Source organism: Ruegeria sp. CDSA221 (assembly GCF_059611825.1).
This window is the reverse complement of sequence record NZ_JBXWPK010000008.1, coordinates 128316-148296: the sequence shown is the minus strand read 5'-3', so window position 1 is coordinate 148296 and position 19981 is coordinate 128316. Positions and strand designations below refer to the sequence as shown.

The following is a 19981-nucleotide window of genomic DNA, read 5'->3' as shown; positions in this document are numbered from 1 at the left end:
TTTTGCTCGCCCTTTTTGGGTCTTACATTCCTCACTATGAATTAAATTTAAGGTTGAGGATTTCAGGTGACGACAGGAAAGACAGACCGTCTGGCGGTTCTGATCGATGCGGACAATGTCTCTGCAAAACATGCAGCAGAGATTTTCGAAGAAATTGCCACGCTCGGTGAGGCTGGTTTAAGGCGGATTAATGGGGATTTCTCGAACGGGTCACCGCAGGGATGGGAGGCCAAATCTCTGGCCGAATACGCCATCGTTCCGCATCAGCAATTCGCCAACACATCCGGCAAGAACTCCAGCGACATTGCCTTGGTCATTGATGCCATGGATATTCTGCATTCGGGTCGGTTCAGCGGCTTTGTGTTGGTCTCGTCAGACAGCGACTTCACGCGCCTTGCCAGTCGGATACGCGAGCAGGGGTTGGATGTGATCGGAATAGGAGAACGCAAAGCCCCCAAGGCCTTTGTGGCAGCGTGCAACCGGTTCATCTATATTGATAATATTGAGAAGCCAGCGGCACATAACCCACAGGCCAAAAAGTCCGAAAGCCCAAAGCCAAAGCAAGAGCTGAACCATGCCTATCAGCTTATTCGCAATGTCGTTCAGAATACCAATGAGCCGGACGGCTGGACCAGCCTTGGGATTGTCGGAAGTCAGCTGGGTAAGATGTATCCGGATTTTGATTCCCGCTCTTATGGCCACAAAAGGCTGAGCGATCTGGTGCGCGCCATAGACCGGTTTGAAAAGAGCGGCGAAAATGGTGGTCTCAGGATCAGATGCAAAGAGCCATAAAGGCAGGGGTCATTCCCCCGGTCGTGTCGCCCCTGTATCCGAACGCGGTGAGCGAACCCGCAGAACCGGGGTATTGACCGAGGTGGTGTTCGACCGGCTCTCGCGCCAGACGACGAAGACACCAGATGCGATGATGATGCTGGCGCCGACGGCAACCCAGCCGTCTGGCTTTTCGCCGAAAAACGCCATGCCAAAGATCGTGGCCCAGATGATCTGGCTGTATTGGCTGGGGGCGATGACCCCCGCTGGCGCGGCACGATAAGCCAGAATAATCAGGTGTTGGGCAATGACAGAAAACACTCCGACCAGTGCCATCATGGCCAGATGCAACAGGGACGGAGGTTGATAAACGGCCGGTTGCGCGATGCTCATGACCACTATGGCCAGCAGCATCGGATAAAGGATCAGAACGGCCGAGCGTTCCTCATTGCCGATCTTACGGACCAGAACTGACGCGAAAGCGCTGCAGAACGCGGCCGTCAGCGCCGCCAGATGGCCTAGCGTGATGTCCGTGGTACCCGGGCGCAGAACGATCAACACGCCGATCAGGCCCACGCCAACCGCGGCCCAACGCTGGGCGCGGACCACCTCGCCCAATATGGGGATCGACAGGACCGTGACGATCAGCGGGAAAGAGAACAGGAGTGAATATACCTCGGCCAAAGGCAGGACCGAAAAGGAATAAAATGCGCAGGACATGCCTGTGACCATCAACCCCGACCGCAGCAGGACCAGCCAGGGATGGTGCGGAAGGAAGTTGCCGGTAGAGCGGTCTGTCAGGATTGTCACGGCCATCGGCACAAAGGAAAACAGCGTGGCGAAAAAGATGATTTGCATCACCGAATAGGTTCCGCCCAGCACCTTGATCAGAGCATCGTGGCTGGCAAAGACAGCAAAGCCCAGAAACGCATAGCCAAGGCCCCTGAGGGTGGTGTTTTGAGTGCTCATGGGTCTGACCTTGGGCAGCGGAATGGTGGGTTCATCCGTTGCATAAACCCATTTTTCAGAGTCTGATAGTCCCTATTTTACCGCTAACATGGCAACCGGCCATGATCTGAGATCATCGCAGGATCGGTGGCGCGTCCTTTGGCTGGCGCGCGGATTGTACACCCACTTTCATCCCTACGCCGATGCGCCGGGCCAGCGCCACCCAGGGCAGCGCGGTTTCTGCGGGCAGGGTGCTATGGGCCACCTCCTCGAACAGGTCCAGCCAATGATCGAACAATTCGGGCCTGATATCAGGCCTTTCGATGTGAATACGCTGCGGATTTCCGTCATAACAACGCTCATGCAGAATGGCGTTGCGCCAGAACGCGGCGATCTTGTTCTCGTGCGGGGGCCAGTCGCTGACATGGTTTGCAAAGACCGGCGCCAGTGCCTCGTCCTGCCGGACGCGGGCGTAGAATGCGCTCACCTGCGACATGATCTGTTCAGCGGTGGCGGGAAACCTCGGAGGAATTCCTGGGCGGGCAGGAGAGGTAGGTTTGGACATGGGCGTTCCGAAACTGAATTGCGTCCCGTTCAGATCGGATTGTAGCCCGTGCTGTCAAGCCACGGCGCGTATATGTCGCGCTGTCTCAAAGAAGCGTTTGCGCAGGAAACGGGTCGGTTCCCCTCGCCGGGTCAGGCATCTTTTGTACAAAGAAGGAGACCTAACATGCACAAAATATCCGCCCTCCCCACTGCGCAGGTGCAGGCCTATCGCCAAGGTGCGCCTGATGGTTATGGCAACCCGCCCGAACGGGCGATATCGAACGGGGAAGGAAACCCCTGCCGTCATTGCCTGACCTATATTCCCAAGGGAAAGGAAATGCTGGTGCTGGCCCACCGGCCCTTTCCAGCGACACAACCTTTTGCTGAAACCGGGCCGATTTACCTTTGTGTAGAGCATTGTCAGCGCTATGAGGATCTCACCAACCTGCCCGAGGCGCTGACCGCCTCACCCAATTATCTGATTAAAGGGTACGGATCGGACGACAGGATTGTTTACGGCACCGGGATCATTACGCCGCAGGCGGAATTGCAAAACGCTGCCGGGGATATCTTTGCCCGCGCGGATGTCGCCTATATCCACATCAGATCCGCGTCGAATAACTGCTATCACGCGCGGATCGACCGCGCCTAAAGCTTAACCCGGTGCAATCCCCGGCGCGGCTGATCAAGATCAGCTGCCGGGACATCGCCCGCCCGCGTCGAGGTCAGGGCCAGGAACACATCCTCAAGATCTGCTTCTTCGGTGCGAACGTCCCGGATACGCATGCCCACGGCCCTGACGGATTCCAGAACCTGTTCGGCACTGGTCTGGGCACTGCGATAGCGCAGCACCAGGCTGCCATCGTCGCGCAGTGTGGCCTCGACTCCCTCGGTCGCAGGCAGTTCAGTGACGGGGCCATCCGGAATAATTACCATCGTCCGACCATCCATGCGGCTCAGCAGGTCTGCCGTGCTGTCCTGTGCGATCTTTTCGCCATGATTGATGATGGCGATCTGGTCGCACATCTCCTGTGCTTCTTCCAGGTAATGCGTCGTCAGGATGATGGTCATGCCCTGCTGGTTCAGCTTGCGCACGTTGGCCCAGAGCATTTGGCGCAGCTCGATATCCACGCCCGCTGTGGGTTCGTCCAGAACCAGCACTTTGGGGTTATGCACCAAAGCCTTGGCCAACAGCAACCGGCGCCGCATCCCGCCGGACAGGGTGCGGGCATAGGCCTCGGCCTTGTCGCTGAGGCCAACCAGTTCGAGGATTTCATCACTGCGCCGCTGCGCCTTTGGTACACCATATAGGCCAGCTTGAACCTCCAAAGCACCGCGCGGGGTAAAGAAAGGGTCCAGGTTCAGCTCTTGCGGCATAACGCCGATGGCAGCGCGAGATTGGCGCGGGTTGCGGTCTTGGTCATGACCCCAGATCGACACATGGCCTGCAGATTTCACCACCAACCCGGCCAGAATGTTGATCAGGGTCGATTTCCCGGCCCCGTTCGGCCCGAGCAATCCAAAGACTGAACCACGCGGGATTGTCAGGTCGATACCCTTCAGCGCCTGCTTTTCAGGCTGGCCCTTGCTGCCGCGATAGGTCTTGCGCAGCCCTTCGATCCTGATTGCCGCATTGTCCATGTGGCTCTTGCCCCCGGTTTGCTCATCGCTCATAAACGCACCTAATGCATGCCCGCGAGGCCGACAACCAGTGAAGGATCGCCAGCCGTGACAATCGAAGCGCCGGAAACCAAGATCGTCGAAACCTCTCGTGTCGCCTGTGATGGCGGCGAAGGTGCATTGGGCCACCCACGCGTCTGGTTGCAGATCCCCGAAGACATCGGCTGGGTCGAGTGCCCCTATTGCGACTGCAAGTATGTCTTGAAGGGGCACCATGCCAGCGCCTGAATGTGCAAAGCCGCGGGCAGGTTTTACCTCTGCCTAATCATTGGAGCTGTTGGCTATTTTCTGGCCGCCGCTATCGGAATGCTTCTAACCGGATCGGGAAATCGGGCGCAGGGCAATGATACGATCGAAATCGCCCTGGTCAGCGGGCCGATCTACAGGCCTCCTGGGTGCCGGGTTTTTTCGACCGAAATCAGTTTTAAGGCCAGAGGGCGTTTCAACGCGCTGCGAACCTGCAATGTCTGGGCCGGTGAGGTGCTGTGGGCCGCGAATGAAGACTTCGGCACTTGGGTGCCATTGCCTTACTCGATCACTTTGTCCCGCTTGATAAACCAATCAGGCAAGGTCTAACCTGCCCAACTAATGTCGTGTTCTGACGATAGCTTTGCGCCGGCTCAATGGAGGAAGTGTGTTGATGGACGCCAGTATCCAAAATACCAACCAACCGGTCTTCGGATGGATTGGTTTTAGTGTTTCCGCGATGGCCCTGTTGGGCGCCCTGTTCCTGTTCTGGGCCGGGCCATTCGCACCGCAACAATCGACTGGCGTGTCTTTGGGAGAGCTTGCAGCCGAGCTTGGAAAATCCACCCTGCGCTCGGCCGCCGGGCTGGACCAACCCGAGCCGGTGGCCCGGGTCCGTGATCTGGACGACTTTCTGCAGATCGGCGTAGCCCTTTTGGGAGGATTGGCCGTCATCCTGTCGGCCATAGGCATTCTGCGCCACGAAAAACTGCGCCCGGCCATTGCGGGTATCGCAATCGGCATCGGCGCAATCCTGTTTCAGTTCTTTGCTTTTGCGTTTTTCGCTTTCCTCGGTGTGCTGGTCATCATGGCGCTGCTCAACAGCTTTTCGGATGTATTTGGCGGCCTGTTCGGCGGATAGTTCACCTTCTGTACTGGTCACCCGTGCGCCCCTGTGGCAGAACCATCCCTGACCGACAGGGAGCGCGCGCATGAGCAATTTCGGAAAAGGGTGTCACCTTCATCTTATTGACGGATCGGCTTTTATCTTCAGGGCCTATCACGCGCTGCCGCCGCTGACGCGGAAGTCGGATGGGTTGCCGATTGGGGCCGTGTCGGGCTTTTGCAACATGCTGCAGAAATATGTCGAAGGAAACACCGGGCCAGACGCGCCGACGCATGTGGCGGTGATTTTTGACAAGGGCTCTCATACGTTCCGCAATGACATGTATGACCTTTACAAGGCCAACCGCGAGGCCATGCCCGAGGATCTGCGCCCTCAGATGCCGCTGACCCGCGAGGCGACCCGCGCCTTCAATATCGCCTGCAAAGAGCTTGAGGGCTATGAGGCCGACGACATCATTGCCACCCTTGCCATACAGGCGCGTGAGGCCGGTGGTCGCGTCACGATCGTCAGTTCCGACAAGGACCTGATGCAGCTGGTCGGCGATGGGGTCGAAATGCTGGATGCGATGAAGAACAAACGCATCGACCGCGATGGCGTGTTCGAGAAATTCGGCGTCGGGCCTGAACGTGTGGTGGACGTGCAGGCGCTGGCCGGGGACAGCGTGGACAATGTGCCGGGGGCTCCGGGCATTGGGATCAAGACGGCGGCGCTTTTGATCAATGAATTTGGGGATCTGGAAACTCTGCTGGACCGCGCCGAAGAGATCAAACAACCCAAACGCCGCCAGACCCTGATCGACAAACGCGCCCAGATTGAGCTGTCGAAAAGACTGGTGCAGTTGGATGAGAACACGCCGCTGGATTTCACCTTAGACGAACTTGAGGTGCAAGACCCTGAACCGGACACTCTGCTGGGCTTTCTGGCTGAGATGGAGTTCCGCACCCTCACCAAGCGCATAGCGGACAAGCTGGGGGCCGAGGCACCGGTGATTGCAGACGCGCCTGCGCCCGTTACAGATGTGGCCGAGGCTGAAGACATTCCATTCGACGCGTCGAAGTATGAATGCGTCCGCGACGCGGGGGCTTTGCAGAAATGGATAGACCAGGCCTATGAGCGTGGCTGGGTTGCAGTGGACACCGAGACCACCGGGCTGAACGAGATGATCGCAGATCTGGTTGGCATTTCGCTCTGCATCGAGGCGGGCGAGGCCTGCTATATCCCATTGATCCATCGTCAAAGCGCCACCGACGATCTGTTCGGTTCGGACGCGCTGGCCGAGGGGCAAATGCCGATTGAACAGGCTCTAACACTGATAAAACCGATGTTAGAGGACCCGTCGATCCTCAAGATCGGGCAAAACATGAAATACGATGCCAAGATTTTTGCCCGCTATGGCGTGGATGTGGCGCCGATTGATGACACGATGTTGATGTCCTATGCGATGCATGGCGGCGAGCATGGGCATGGCATGGACACCCTGTCCGAGCGTTATCTGAACCACACGCCGATTCCGATCAAACCGCTGCTGGGATCCGGCAAATCCGCGATCACCTTCGACAAGGTTCCGATTGATGAAGCGACCGCCTATGCGGCCGAGGACGCCGATATAACGCTGCGTCTGTGGAAACTGTTCAAGCCGCAACTGCACCAGGTGCAGGTGACGACCGTCTATGAAACGTTGGAACGCCCGCTGGTGCCGGTTCTGGCCGAAATGGAGATGCATGGCATCAAGGTTGACCGCGATGTCCTCAGCCGCATGTCCAACGCGTTTGCCCAGAAAATGGCCGGGTTAGAGGCTGAAATCCACGAGTTGGCTGGTGAAAGCTTCAATGTAGGCTCGCCCGCTCAGCTGGGCGAGATTCTGTTCGACAAGATGAGTCTGGAAGGCGGCAAGAAGGGCAAGACCGGTAAATATTCAACCGGGGCCGATATCCTTGAGGATCTGGCGACCGAGCATGAATTGCCGCGTCGGGTGCTGGATTGGCGGCAGCTGTCGAAACTGAAATCGACCTATACGGACGCGCTGCAGACCCATATCAACCCCGATACGGGCCGGGTACATACATCCTATTCGATCACCGGGGCGAACACCGGTCGTTTGGCCTCGACCGATCCGAACCTGCAGAACATCCCCGTGCGCACCGAGGAAGGTCGTCGCATCCGCGAGGCGTTCATTGCCGAACCGGGAAATGTGCTGGTCAGCCTCGACTATAGCCAGATCGAGCTGCGCATTCTGGCGCATATTGCCGATATTCCGGCCTTGAAGCAGGCGTTTACCGATGGGCTGGACATTCACGCCATGACTGCGTCGGAAATGTTCGACGTGCCACTGGATGAGATGACGCCGGATATTCGCCGTCAGGCCAAGGCGATCAACTTCGGTGTGATCTATGGCATCTCGGGCTTTGGTCTGGCGCGCAACCTGCGCATTCCACGGGCCGAGGCGCAGGGCTTCATCGACCGCTATTTCGAACGCTTCCCCGGCATTCGGACCTATATGGACGACACCGTCGCCTTTGCCAAAGAGAATGGCTATGTGCAGACCCTATTCGGGCGCAAAATCCATACGCCCGAAATCAATGCCAAGGGGCCGCATGCCGGATTTTCGCGTCGGGCCGCGATCAACGCTCCGATTCAAGGCACCGCGGCCGACGTGATCCGCCGCGCGATGGTGCGGATGCCGGATGCGATCCATGGGTTGCCCGCGAAAATGTTGCTGCAAGTGCATGACGAATTGCTGTTCGAAGTATCCGAGGACGCCGTTGACTCGCTGATCGACGCGGCGCGCGACGTGATGGAGGGGGCCTCGGACCCAGCGGTGAAACTGGATGTGAAACTCAGCGTTGATGCGGGACAGGGCGCGAATTGGGCCGAGGCGCACTAGCGCCGCCGTTCATCAAGCCCTGCGGGCCCTCTTCGCGGCGGGTCAGCCCTGTGGTCTGACCATGCGGTTGACCATCCGTTGCACGCTGGGGCCCAGCAGTAGGATAACTGTGAACGCAATGGGCCAGGAGAAAACCCATGAGCCCATCCAGTCGCCCAGCGTCGCGGGACCGAAGCCGACGGCCTTGGCCGTGGCGATACCGGTGACGATGCAGGACATCATGCCTGACATGATCAGGCTGAACAGGGCGCGGGCATAGCGGGCAGGGATCATCCGGACATCCTTGGTATGAGGTGGCACTGATCTGCGCCATTTTTCCGGGTAATACCAGTGCCAGTGGACAATCAAAGGTGCATCCAGCCGAGCGTCTCGGCGGTACGTTGGATCGAGGGCTGATATTCGGCACTGACCCAGCCGATGTAGCCGCTGTCATCAATCGCTCGGAACAACTCGGCAAAATTCATCTCACCTCGACCGGGCTCTGAGCGATCCGGTGCCGCTCCAATCTGAGCATGCACGATGCGGGTTTGGAACTGCTGCCAGACCTGCAACGCGTTGCCATGGATCATCTGGGCGTGAAAACTGTCATATTGCAGGCCAACATTGGGCCGGTTCACGCGATCCAAAACCTCGGCGGCCAGATAGTAAGAGTTCAGGAAATATTCAGGCTGTGACACCGGGTTGAGCGGTTCGATCGTGAACGGCTGTTGGGGCGCGTGGTCTGCTGCCCATTGCAGGTTTTGAACAAAGCAATCCATAGCATCCGCGCCCGAGGAATATCCGGACATGATGTGGATTTTTTCGGGCCGCAGCGCCTGAGCATAGCGTAGAACGCGGCGGATGTCGGACTGGAACCGCGCCTCACCGCCTGGAACGGCGGCATATCCGGGAGTGCCGCCGGTGTAGTTGGGTGGCGGCGCGTTGATCAGCACCAGGTCGAGCCCATTAGCCAGCAGAGCACGGCGGGTTTCCTTGGTAGCCAGATCATAGGGAAACAGAACCTCAACCGCCTTGAACCCGGCCTGCGCGGCGGCCTGAAACCGGTCGAGATAGGGCAGTTCGGCAAAGAGCAGTGAGATATTTGCAGCGAATTTGGGCATGGATGGCCTTTGCGTGTCTGTTCGCCGGACCATATCGGTCGGGTGATTTCAGCGAAAGGGACTGAAAACGACAGATTGTCGAAAATCGGCCAGATCACCCGGTTTAATTCAGTGACGTTCGGGACAATGCGGCGAATCATTTCTGGCGCCGCTTTGACCAGAGGTATGACCCATGGCAATGAGCCCTGACCCCGTGCGCGGGACCGCTATTTCTATGTCTGCCGACCGCAACTCCGCGTTGTCTGGCAACGGGTTGGCGGTTGCCTCGATGCTGGCATGGGCCGCAGGCTTTCCGGCGGCGGAGGTCTTGTTGCAAAGCTGGTCGCCAGTGGGCTTGCTGGCGGCACGTCTGGGTCTGGCGGTTTTGGTGCTGCTGCCGATCTGGCTGATGCTGGACGGTCCCAGTCGTATTCTAAGGGCCAGATGGGGATGGGCCATGATCGTCGGAGCGTTTGGCTTTGGCTGCCCGATGTTCCTGCTGATCCTGGCGCAAAAGCTGACCGATCCGGTAACCGTCGTCATCATCGCCTCTTGCGCGCCACTAATCGCAACCCTGCTGGAGCTTAAGGCGGGCACACGTCGGCTGAGCTGGAATTTTGGCCTGGGCGTTCTGGTTTCAATTATCGGCGGGCTGATCGCCACCAGCGCCGTCGCCCCGGCGCAGCTGGGCCTTGGGGCCTTATGCGCGGTCGTGTCGGTCGTCTTTTTCAGCTGGGGCAGCATGACCACAGCGCGCGATTTCCCCGAACTCAGCAAGACCGGGCGCGCGACGATCACGTTGATCGGGGGCTTTGCCATGGCCGTGATCTTGTGCTTTGCCGCTGGGCTGCTGGGTATGGATGTGGTGCCTAAGGTTGCGATTGACGGGCAGCAGATCGGGATGCTGGGGATTTACGCGCTGATTTCGCTGGGGCTGAGCCAGATCCTGTTTGTTGCTTCGGTTGGAAAGCTGGGCGTGGCGCTGGCCTCATTCCATATGAACATCGCGCCATTTTACGTGATGCTGATCATGATTGTGCTGGGGGATGAGTGGAATTCAACCCGCGCGCTGGGCGCGGGCATCGTGGCGGTCGCCGTTGTTCTGGCGCAGGATCGCAGGCCGCGCTCAGCCCAGATCGGCTGAGCGGATCAGCGGAAAGAACTGACCGCCTGACCATACCCCGAACCAGTCTTCATGGTCGGTGCCGATCTCGACCAGCCGGTAAAAGCTTTTGCGGTCAATGCGCGCCTCTAGATTTGCGCGGATCAGGATATAGGGCGAGGGTTCCTGGGTCTTCGGATCAAACTCAACACGGATCGGGTGATCCGGTCCGGCCTTGGCCGTGTCACCCACATGGGTGCTGAAAGTCAAAATCTGCGCCGCGCCTGAGCCTGTGGCATCAAAGTCGACAGCGACGAACGGGACATCCTCAACCGTGATTCCCACCTTTTCGACCGGGGTCACCAGGTAATATTTGCCTTCTTCTTTCTTAAGAATTGAGGAAAAAAGCTTCACAAGCTCGAACCTGTTGATGGGCGAGCCTAAATAACTCCAAGAACCATCTTTTGCGATCCTGATGTCCAGATCGCCACAAAACGGGGGATTCCACAGGTGAACAGGGGGTAATTCCCGTGTTTTCGCGGCTTTGACTGATGCCGCAATGCCATCAGGAGAAGGTGTCACAGGGATTTGTCCGCTCATTACTTTTGCCATTTCCTTTTCGCGCGATACACTTCAACCATACTCGTCCACGGAAGGGAAAGTCATGAGCGAACCTGCCGACCTCGTATCCGAGATCGAAGCGCTGGAAACTAAACTGCAAGAGGCCAAGGCCTCGATCACCCGACGCTTTATCGGGCAAGAGCGGGTCGTGGATCTGACGCTGGCCGCGCTGTTATGCGGCGGGCACGCATTGCTGATCGGATTGCCAGGGCTGGGCAAGACCCGGCTGGTTGAGACTTTGTCGACCGTGATGGGCCTGCATGGCAACCGTATCCAGTTCACGCCGGATCTGATGCCGGCTGATATTCTGGGGTCCGAGGTTCTGGATACGGCCGAGGATGGCAGTCGCCACTTCCGATTCATTCCCGGACCGATCTTCTGCGAATTGCTGATGGCGGATGAGATCAACCGCGCCAGCCCGCGCACACAGTCGGCTTTGCTGCAAGCGATGCAGGAACGCACCGTCACCGTCGCGGGCGAGGATCGTGCGCTGGATGAGCCGTTTCACGTGCTGGCCACGCAAAACCCGATTGAACAAGAAGGCACCTATCCGCTGCCCGAGGCGCAGTTGGACCGCTTTTTGGTGCAGATTGACGTAGAATACCCGGATCGTCAGACCGAGCGGGATATCCTTCTGGCCACGACCGGTGTCGAAGAAGACGACGCCCATCAGATTTTCACCAAAGAGGAATTGCTGGCGGCGCAGCTTCTGTTGCGCCGGATGCCGGTTGGCGAGTCTGTGGTCGAACTGATTCTGGATCTCGTCCGCGCATTCCGCCCCGGCGAAGCAGGCGTGTCCGATCGTGTGGCCGAAACCGTGGCCTGGGGCCCTGGCCCCCGCGCGGCGCAGGCGTTGATGATGACGGTGCGTGCCAACGCCATGTTGCAGGGGCGACTGGCCCCCAACGCCGAAGATGTTCTTGAGATGGCCCGCCCGGTCCTCAGCCATCGTATGGCGCTGAACTTTGCGGCACGGGCGCGCGGTGACAGTCTGGCCGATCTGATTGACTCGACTGCACTTGGGTTGATCCGAACCGAGGCTGCGGCGTGAATGCCGGGCTGACCCTTCGTGAAAGATCCGAGGCCGAGGCATCTCGGTTGCCGCCCCTGTTGGCGCGGGCGGAACATCTGGCCGGAACCGTCCTGCTGGGTGACCATGGGCGTCGCCGATCCGGGATGGGCGATGATTTCTGGCAATACCGCCCGGCACAGGTTGGCGACAGCCGCCGGATGATCGACCACCGCCGCTCGGCCCGTGGCGATCAACAATTTGTGCGCGAACGCGAATGGCAGATTGCCCAATCGGTGATGCTGTGGGTGGATCAGGGCGCGTCAATGCGCTTTGCCTCGGACGCTTCGCTGCCCACCAAGGCGGATCGCGCGCGTTTGCTGGGGCTGGCAACCTCGATCCTGCTGGCGCGCGGTGGTGAGCGTGTGGGCCTGACGGGCACAACTCTGCCGCCCCGGCGCGGCAACGCACAGATCATCCGGCTTGCGCAGGCCTGGTCCGAGGATGATCAAGCCGACTATGCGCCACCCGAGCACCGCGCCATGATCCCCCATGCGCGGGCGGTGTTCATCTCTGATTTTCTTGGCCCGATGGAAGAGGTTGAACTGGCACTGTCCAAAGCTGCGGATCGTGGCGTGCGCGGGGTGGTCCTGCAGGTGCTGGATCCCGGTGAAGAGAATTTCCCCTATCGCGGGCGCACCATTTTCGAAAGCGTGGGCGGCTCGGCCCGGCATGAAACGCTCAAGGCTTCTGATCTTCGTGACCGGTATCTTGCGCGCCTTGCCGAACGAAAGGATGCCTTGATGCGCTTGTGTCGGGTGACGGGATGGCAACTGGGGCTGCACCACACTGGCGACAACGCACAGGCGGCTCTGTTATGGCTGTATCGCGCTTTGGACGGGGGCAGAGTATGACGGTTTTGGCTGGGATAGGCTTTACCGCGCCCTGGGTGTTGCTGGGATTGTTGACCCTGCCCATCCTGTGGCTGGTCCTGCGCGCTGTGCCGCCTGCGCCGATCCGGCGAATGTTTCCGGCCGTAACGCTGCTGCTGGGGCTGAAGGACGACGAGAGTGTTTCGGATCGGACACCATGGTGGCTGCTGCTGTTGCGAATGCTGGCGGCGGCGGCGATCATTATCGGTCTGGCCGGGCCGGTTTTGAATCCCTCGCGGGATCAGGTGGGTTCGGGGCCGCTGTTGTTGGTGCTGGATGCCAGCTGGGCAGGTGCAAGCGGCTGGCCATCGCTTCAGGACCAGCTTGATACGCAGCTGACCGAGGCCGGACGCGCCGGACGCACGGTGGCCTTGCTCAACTTGACGGAGCCAGAAGCCCCGGTCTTTCAGGCCGCCGAAGCGTGGCGGGGTCGGCTTCCGGGGGTGACTCCGATGCCCTGGCAACCAACTCAGCTGCAGATGGATCAGGTGCTCGATGTGCTGGATCAGCTTGATGGTGGTTTTGATACATATTGGTTCAGCGACGGTCTGGAATTCGCGGGTCGGGAAACGGTTCTGGCTGCTTTGCAATCGCGCGGGGAAGTGACCGTGTACCAGTCAGGCTCGCCTGTTTATGCGATTCTGCCCGCCGCCTATCAGGATGGTGTCATTCAACTGACGGCCCAACGCGCCACTGCTGGTCCGGAAAACATCCTGACCATTTTGGCACAGGGGCGCGATCCGGCGGGCGCAATGCGGGTTCTGCAATCCGCCAATATCGTCTTTGCTGAAGGCGAAACGCTTGCTCAGGTGGAGCTGGCGCTGCCCTCGGAACTACGGGCCAGAATCACCCGGTTCGAGATTCAGGGCCAGCGGTCGGCGGGTGCCGTAACGCTGACGGATGACAGCCTGCGCAGGCGTGAGGTGGCCCTGCTTGCGGGCAGTTTGAACCGTGAAGGGTTAGAGCTGTTGTCGCCGCTACATTATCTGACGCAGGTTTTGGTCCCGACCGCGGATTTTGTCGAGGGCGGGTTGATGGATGTGTTGCCCGCCAATCCGGATGTGATTGTTCTGGCGGATGTGGCGAAATTGGCCGAAGCGGAACAACTGGCGGTGACCGAATGGGTCGAACAGGGCGGGCTGCTGTTGCGCTTTGCCGGGCCGCGCATGGCCGCTAGCGATCTGGGGCGGGATGTCGAGGATACCTTGCTGCCGGTGCGCCTGCGCAGCGGTGGCCGTTCGGTCGGCGGCGCGATGAGCTGGGGTGAGGCCAAAGGTCTGGCTCCGTTCCCCGAAACGTCTCCTTTCTACGGGCTGCGCGTGCCACCGGATGTTTCCGTGACCACACAGGTCATGGCGCAACCAGACCCTAATTTGGCTGATCGGGTGATTGCATCGCTGACGGATGGCACGCCTCTGGTCACGCGCAAGGCGTTGGGGTTGGGGCAGGTGGTGCTGTTCCATGTCACCGCTGATGCCGAATGGTCGAGCCTTCCCCTCTCGGGCCTGTTTGTCGAGATGCTGGACCGGCTCGCCGTTGCCTCGGCTGCGAAATCCCGGGAAGAATCGCAACTACAGGGCACGACCTGGGAACCGCTGCAGGTCATGGATGGGTTCGGAGGTTTGTCGGATGCGGATAACCTGGCCGGTGTCGATGGGGTTGATCTGGCCTCGGGCGCAATCGGGCCGGACCTGCGGCCGGGCCTGTATGAAAGCGGCAAGCAAAAACTGGCGCTGAATGTACTGGATGCGGATACGGTGCTGACGCCAGCCATCTGGCCATCTGATGTGCCGATCAAAGGGCAGGAAATCAGCGCCGAAACGCCGGTCGGGGGCATTTTGCTTAGCCTCGCGCTGATCTTGCTGACGGTGGACGTCATTGCGTCACTTCTGTTGTCGGGGCGACTTGGGCTGGCCCGGGCCGCGGCGATGGCGCTGGGTGCGTTGCTGATTGCACCTGACCTTCAGGCTCAGACGCCCGAGGAAACCGATTTTGCCCTGATGGCAACGCAAGAGCTGGTACTGGCTCATGTCATGACCGGAAACGCGCAGGTTGACGATATCGCGGGCGCCGGGATGCGTGGCTTGGCGCAAACTTTGTTCTTCCGCACTTCGGTCGAACCGGCAGAGCCCATCGGCGTTGATCTGGAACGGGACGAGCTGGCGTTTTTCCCGCTGCTGTACTGGCCGATCACGCCGGAACAGCCGCAACCCTCGGACGAAGCCTATGCCAAGCTGAATGCCTATCTCCGCTCGGGCGGCATGATCCTGTTCGACACGCGCGACGCGGATGTGGCGCGTTTCGGTGCAGCAAGCCCCAATGGCCGCAAGCTGCAACAACTGGCCGCCCCGCTGAATATCCCTTCGTTAGAGCCTGTTCCGGATGACCATGTTCTGACGCGGGCCTTCTATTTGCTGCAGGATTTCCCGGGCCGATATGCTGGTACCGAGATTTGGGTCGAAGCCGCCCCGCCGGATGCGGAACAGATCGACGGCATGCCGTTCCGCAACCTAAACGACAATGTGACACCGGTAGTGATCGGCGGGAATGACTGGGCCGGGGCCTGGGCCGTCGACCGAAACGGGCAGGCCTTGTTGCCGGTCGGGCGCGGATATGCCGGTGAGCGGCAGCGGGAATTGGCCAATCGGTTTGGCGTCAATCTGGTGATGCATGTGCTGACCGGGAATTACAAATCGGATCAGGTCCATGTGCCTGCGCTGCTGGACAGGTTGGGACAATGACCGGAACCGTTATCTTTGACCCTCTGATTCCGTGGCCCGTTCTGATGGTCGTTGCCGCGATTGCCATATCAGGCGTTGTTCTAGCCCTGTGGCGGGGCCTGTCTGGCTGGGCTTTGCGCGGGTTGGCCGCCCTGGTCGTGATCGCGGCCATGGCGGGGCCTGTTTATCAGGTCGAAGATCGCACTCCGCTGACCGACATCGTGGTGATGATCGAGGATGAAAGCGCCAGCCAGACCCTGTCCGATCGCCCGGAACAGACAGCACAGGCCGCTGCCGAACTGGCGGCCGAGATCGACACGCGCGACAATACCGAGCTGCGCCGGATCCGGGTGGCTGACAGCGATGGGGATGAGGGCACACAGGTCATGGCTGCGCTGAACAAAGTCCTGGCCGAGGAACCCCGTGCGCGCATTGCGGGGATCCTCGTGGTTTCGGATGGGATCGTGCATGACGTTGATCAGGCCCCTGACCTGCCTGCACCGATGCACCTGTTGCAGACTGGGCGGGCCAGCGACTGGGACCGCCGTCTGATCGTCCGCAATGCACCGGCTTTTGCCATTATCGGAGAGCCGGTCACGCTGACGTTGCGGGTTGAGGATAGCGGCGCAGTTCCTGTTGCGGCTGCGAATGCGCCTTTGGAAATTTCGGTTGATGGCAATGCGCCAGAGCATTTCACCATTCCAATCGGTGTCGATGTCGAGCTACCGGTCAAGCTGTCCCATGGCGGGCGGAATGTCATCCAGTTTACCGTACCCGGCGTCGAAGGAGAGTTGACCGACCGCAACAACACCGCACTGATTCAGATGAACGGTGTGCGCGACCGTCTGCGGGTGCTGCTGGTTTCGGGTGAACCGCATCCCGGTGGACGGACCTGGCGGAACCTTCTGAAATCCGACAGCTCGGTCGATCTGGTGCATTTCACGATCCTGCGACCGCCTGAAAAGCAGGATGGTGTGCCTGTGGACGAGTTGTCTTTGATCGCTTTTCCGACTCGAGAACTGTTTCTGGAAAAGATCAACGATTTCGATCTGATCATCTTTGATCGCTATAAGCGGCGCGGTATTCTGCCTGCGGTCTATCTGGAGAATGTCACCAATTACATCAATGATGGTGGTGCGGTTCTGATTGCGGCTGGTCCTGATTTTGCCAGCGCCGACAGTATCTTCCGCTCGCCGCTGGCGCCGATTCTTCCGGCGCAGCCTACCGCACGGGTCATCGAAGAACGCTTTGTCCCCACAGTTACAGATATGGGGCACCGGCACCCGGTGACCACGGATCTGGGCGATTCCGAGCATTGGGGTGCATGGTTGCGCCAGGTTGATGTCCTGTTCCGATCAGGTGAAACGCTGATGACCGGCGTCGATGACCGGCCGCTGCTGGTGCTGGACCGGGTCGGAGAGGGGCGCGTGGCAATGCTGGCCTCTGACCACGCTTGGCTCTGGAGCCGTGGCTTCGACGGCGGTGGTCCGCAGCTTGAACTGCTGCGGCGATTGGCACATTGGATGATGAAAGAACCCGAGCTTGAGGAAGAGGCTCTGTGGGCCGAAGCAAATGGTCAAATCATGCGCGTCATCCGTCAAACCCTGGGGGATGACGTCGGAACAGTTACCATCACGCAGCCCAATGGCGAGACACTTGAGGTGACGCTGAACGAAGTTTCTCCGGGGCGGTTCGAAGCTCAGATCTTCGGCCCCGAGATTGGCCTCTATCGTCTGCAAGAGGGTGAACATTCGGCGGTAATTGGGTTGGGCCCTGCGGCCCCCAAAGAATTTGAGCGCACGATTGCTACTGATCAGATCCTTGAGCCGGTTCTGGCCGAATTGCGCGGCGGTGTGATCCGGGTCGAGGACGGTTTGCCTTCGATCCGAAATGTCCGCGCTGGGCGGCCAGCATCGGGGCGCGGTTGGATCGGGCTGACCCCGCGCGATGCCTACCAGACCAGCTCTGTAACACAGGCTGGTGTTCTACCGCCCTGGCTGGTGCTTTTGCTGGCCGGTGGGTTCCTTCTGGCGGGTTGGCTGCGTGAAGGTCGGCGTTAGGTCATTCGACCACAACGCCGATTGTGGCCCCAATCACCAGCATCATGTCATGGTAAAGCACCGTTTGAACCGGCTTTGCTGCGTCAGGTTTGTCGTGTAATCCCACACAGTTTTTTTGATCTGAGCGCCTTTCGCGCATTCAGATACCGCAGATTTTGCGTTGAGTAGGAAAAGGCAGGTACCGGCGAGGCAGGCAGTTTTGGACGTTTGCGGCCTCTGAGCCTGCCATTGGTCTGTGGCAACAGGCACGGCTTAAACACTTTTTCACGCTCTGTCAGGATGCTGTGGGCAGATTGTACCGGGATCACCTTTGATGAGTCTTGCAACCAAACTGGCACAGGAAAGACGCGCACGGCTTGCCGCTGAACGTCTGCTGGAGATGAAACAGGCCGAACTATCAGCGGCCAACCGGAAATTGGGCCTGCACGCGATGGCTCTGACTAAACGCATTGGTGAAACGCGGGCCGAGGTTGAGACGGTGCGCGATGAAAATGAAAAAGTTAAATCGGACCTGACATTGGCCAATGCCAAGATCGAAGTGGCGGAACGGCGGCTATGGCATTCGATCCAGACCTTCCCAGACGGGTTTGCATTCTTCGACGAAGAGAGCCGGTTGATCGGGGCAAATGCCTCATATTTCAGCCTGTTTGAGGGGCTGGATGAAGTAGCGCCCGGCATCAGCTATGGCAGAATTCTGGAAACCCTCACGCAGGAGGGTCTGATTGATACCGTCGACGAGACACAGGATGATTGGCGCGCCAGGATGCTGGCCCGTTGGAAGTTGTCCAACCCGCCGTCAGAAATCGTCAAACTGTGGAACGGGCTCTATATCAAGCTGATTGATCAACGCGGTGGCGGTGGCGATGTGGTCAGCCTTGCGCTTGATATAACCGCCTCGGTCCGGCATCAGGCCGAACTGACCGCTGCGCGCGAACGGGCCGAGGCCGCAAACCGCGCGAAATCTGCATTCCTGGCCAATATGAGCCATGAAATCCGCACGCCCATGAACGGTATTGTTGGCATGACCGAGTTGATGACCGAAACCGCGCTGGATGAAGAACAACGGCTCTATCTCAACACGATCCGCAATTCCGGTGAAGCCTTGCTGGTGATCATCAACGATGTTCTGGATTACTCGAAGATTGAGGCGGATAAGCTGGTCCTGCACCCCGAACAGTTCGATTTCGAACGCTGTATCCTTGAGGTGGCGATGCTGCTGCAGCCCAGTGTTCGTGACAAGGGTTTAAGCCTTTTAGTCGACTATGACCTGTTTTTGCCAACCCTGTTCGTGGGCGATCCGGGCCGGGTGCGTCAGGTCTTGACCAATCTGGTTGGAAACGCGGTCAAGTTCACGGCGGAAGGGCATGTCTTGATCCGCGTCACGGGGGTCCCCCGCGTGGAGGCCCAGGCCTGTGATATTCATGTTGCCATAGAAGATACCGGTATCGGTATTGCCGAGGATAAAGCGGCGCATATCTTTGGTGAATTCAATCAGGTCGAGGATGAACAAAACCGACAGTTTGAAGGGACCGGGTTGGGTCTGGCCATCACCAAACGACTGATCAAATTGATGGACGGTGCCATTTGGGTCGAAAGCGAGCCGGGCCAGGGGTCCTGTTTTGGATTTCGGATAACGCTGCCGACGGTCGAGGGCCCGCAACCCGCCCCCCCGAATATGGAAGGATGTCTGCGCCATGTGGTTGTGGTTGAAGGTCTGGCTGTCAATCGAGCGATCCTGTCAAAGCAACTTGGTCGCCTAGGTGCCAAGGTTACCGAATGTACCACCGGAACCGAGGCGCTGGCTACGCTTGATGACACGGTAGATCTGGTGCTGTGCGATCACGATCTGCCGGACATGGACGGGCTGGATTTGGCGGCCACGATAAAGGGCCGGGGGTGGACGGATACCTCTGTCGTGGTCATGTCGGCCAATCCCGGCGTGATTCATGCTCATCCGGCCTGCGAGCTTATTGACGGAGTGTTGCAAAAGCCGATCCCTCGTTCAGAATTATATGCACGTCTGACCGCTCTGGGACGATCAGCGGATTCGATATCGAATGGTTCCGACACGCAAAACCCAACGGTTGCGCAGGTCAGACCGATTGCCGGGGATCAAAGGCTCATGCGGGTTCTGGCTGCTGAGGACAACAAGACCAACCAGCTGATCCTGCGCAAAATGGTCAAGGATCTGAACATTGATCTTCGCTTTGCGGGCAACGGGCTTGAGGCGGTCGCCGCCCATCTGGAATTCGACCCGGATTTGATATTCATGGATATCTCGATGCCCGGAATGGATGGTAAACAGGCCACAGGTGAAATCCGCCGCCGCGAGGTTGAAACCAATCAGCACGTCCCGATCGTAGCCCTGACCGCACATGCAATGAGCGGAGATAATCAGGGTATTTTATCGGCTGGATTGGACTACTACCTGACCAAACCGCTGCAAAAACAGAAAATCCACCAGATGATCCTTGACCATCGGCCAGACGGAACGCAACCGGTTCTTGATGACGAAACCCGAGCGTTCTAGGCTGCC

The 19981-nt window shown here is 59.1% G+C and carries 18 protein-coding genes; 12 read left to right on the top strand and 6 right to left on the bottom strand.

From position 1 onward, the window contains the following. The first annotated feature begins 66 nt into the window (after positions 1-66). Positions 67-792 carry an NYN domain-containing protein gene (locus AC2FJ5_RS13945; RefSeq protein ID WP_496793716.1) on the top strand — a complete coding sequence of 242 codons (726 nt, stop codon included), beginning with the start codon at positions 67-69 and terminating at the stop codon, positions 790-792. 9 nt (positions 793-801) lie between these two features. Here the strand turns inward: AC2FJ5_RS13945 and AC2FJ5_RS13940 are convergent, their stop codons facing one another. Together AC2FJ5_RS13940 and AC2FJ5_RS13935 are read right to left on the bottom strand one after the other, a co-directional pair. After that, entirely contained in the window at positions 802-1740 is a 939-nt protein-coding gene (locus AC2FJ5_RS13940; RefSeq protein ID WP_496706935.1) for a DMT family transporter, read from the bottom strand. Between the two features lie 112 nt (positions 1741-1852). Further along, positions 1853-2284 carry a group III truncated hemoglobin gene (locus AC2FJ5_RS13935; RefSeq protein WP_142638539.1) on the bottom strand — a complete coding sequence of 144 codons (432 nt, stop codon included), beginning with the start codon at positions 2282-2284 and terminating at the stop codon, positions 1853-1855. A gap of 165 nt (positions 2285-2449) precedes the next feature. Here AC2FJ5_RS13935 and AC2FJ5_RS13930 point away from each other — a divergent pair, with 165 nt between their 5' ends. After that, the gene (locus tag AC2FJ5_RS13930; protein ID WP_142638541.1) at positions 2450-2917 is read left to right on the top strand and encodes a DUF1203 domain-containing protein; all 468 of its coding nucleotides are present in this window, start codon (positions 2450-2452) and stop codon (positions 2915-2917) included. Here AC2FJ5_RS13930 and AC2FJ5_RS13925 read toward each other — a convergent pair. After that, on the bottom strand, positions 2914-3906 hold the full coding sequence (locus AC2FJ5_RS13925; protein WP_496793738.1) for an ABC transporter ATP-binding protein: 993 nt from the start codon (positions 3904-3906) through the stop codon (positions 2914-2916). The two genes, AC2FJ5_RS13930 and AC2FJ5_RS13925, sit on opposite strands and share 4 nt — an antisense overlap. Before the next feature lie 87 nt (positions 3907-3993). Between AC2FJ5_RS13925 and AC2FJ5_RS13920 the strand changes: the two genes are divergently transcribed. The 4 genes from AC2FJ5_RS13920 (at position 3994) to polA (ending at position 7922) form a co-directional block, all read left to right on the top strand. After that, positions 3994-4173: a zinc-finger domain-containing protein gene (locus AC2FJ5_RS13920; protein ID WP_282027669.1), complete on the top strand. Its 180-nt coding sequence runs from the start codon at positions 3994-3996 to the stop codon at positions 4171-4173. Next, entirely contained in the window at positions 4174-4521 is a 348-nt protein-coding gene (locus AC2FJ5_RS13915) for a DUF2459 domain-containing protein (protein WP_496793714.1), read from the top strand. Positions 4522-4585: 64 nt separating this feature from the next. Continuing rightward, positions 4586-5053 (top strand): hypothetical protein, encoded by a 468-nt coding sequence (locus AC2FJ5_RS13910; protein ID WP_281973333.1) that lies wholly within the window; start codon positions 4586-4588, stop codon positions 5051-5053. 70 nt (positions 5054-5123) lie between these two features. Continuing rightward, positions 5124-7922, top strand: a complete 2799-nt coding sequence (gene polA / locus AC2FJ5_RS13905; RefSeq protein WP_496793713.1) for a DNA polymerase I — start codon at positions 5124-5126, stop codon at positions 7920-7922. A gap of 42 nt (positions 7923-7964) precedes the next feature. Here polA and AC2FJ5_RS13900 read toward each other — a convergent pair whose 3' ends face one another. Continuing rightward, complete coding sequence (locus tag AC2FJ5_RS13900; RefSeq protein ID WP_142638700.1) at positions 7965-8195, bottom strand: DUF2798 domain-containing protein; 231 nt, start codon at positions 8193-8195, stop codon at positions 7965-7967. A gap of 71 nt (positions 8196-8266) precedes the next feature. Next, positions 8267-9022, bottom strand: coding sequence for a hydroxypyruvate isomerase family protein (locus AC2FJ5_RS13895; RefSeq protein WP_282022075.1), 756 nt, complete (start codon positions 9020-9022; stop codon positions 8267-8269). Positions 9023-9200: 178 nt separating this feature from the next. Here AC2FJ5_RS13895 and AC2FJ5_RS13890 point away from each other — a divergent pair, with 178 nt between their 5' ends. Then, the gene (locus AC2FJ5_RS13890) at positions 9201-10145 is read left to right on the top strand and encodes a DMT family transporter (RefSeq protein ID WP_496793712.1); all 945 of its coding nucleotides are present in this window, start codon (positions 9201-9203) and stop codon (positions 10143-10145) included. Here AC2FJ5_RS13890 and AC2FJ5_RS13885 read toward each other — a convergent pair. Beyond that, entirely contained in the window at positions 10128-10703 is a 576-nt protein-coding gene (locus AC2FJ5_RS13885) for a DUF1285 domain-containing protein (RefSeq protein ID WP_496793710.1), read from the bottom strand. The genes AC2FJ5_RS13890 and AC2FJ5_RS13885 overlap by 18 nt on opposite strands. A gap of 64 nt (positions 10704-10767) precedes the next feature. On the opposite strand from AC2FJ5_RS13885, the gene AC2FJ5_RS13880 reads away from it, so the two are divergent. The 5 genes from AC2FJ5_RS13880 (at position 10768) to AC2FJ5_RS13860 (ending at position 19975) form a co-directional block, all read left to right on the top strand. Continuing rightward, positions 10768-11775, top strand: a complete 1008-nt coding sequence (locus tag AC2FJ5_RS13880) for an AAA family ATPase (RefSeq protein ID WP_271951824.1) — start codon at positions 10768-10770, stop codon at positions 11773-11775. Next, positions 11772-12647, top strand: a complete 876-nt coding sequence (locus AC2FJ5_RS13875) for a DUF58 domain-containing protein (protein WP_496793709.1) — start codon at positions 11772-11774, stop codon at positions 12645-12647. Before AC2FJ5_RS13880 ends, AC2FJ5_RS13875 begins: the two co-directional genes overlap by 4 nt. Then, positions 12644-15406 (top strand): DUF4159 domain-containing protein, encoded by a 2763-nt coding sequence (locus AC2FJ5_RS13870; protein ID WP_496793708.1) that lies wholly within the window; start codon positions 12644-12646, stop codon positions 15404-15406. The genes AC2FJ5_RS13875 and AC2FJ5_RS13870 overlap by 4 nt, the downstream gene beginning before the upstream one ends. Then, the gene (locus AC2FJ5_RS13865; protein WP_496690276.1) at positions 15403-17445 is read left to right on the top strand and encodes a hypothetical protein; all 2043 of its coding nucleotides are present in this window, start codon (positions 15403-15405) and stop codon (positions 17443-17445) included. The genes AC2FJ5_RS13870 and AC2FJ5_RS13865 overlap by 4 nt, the downstream gene beginning before the upstream one ends. A 313-nt stretch (positions 17446-17758) precedes the next feature. Next, entirely contained in the window at positions 17759-19975 is a 2217-nt protein-coding gene (locus AC2FJ5_RS13860; protein ID WP_496793706.1) for a response regulator, read from the top strand. Positions 19976-19981: the final 6 nt, after the last annotated feature.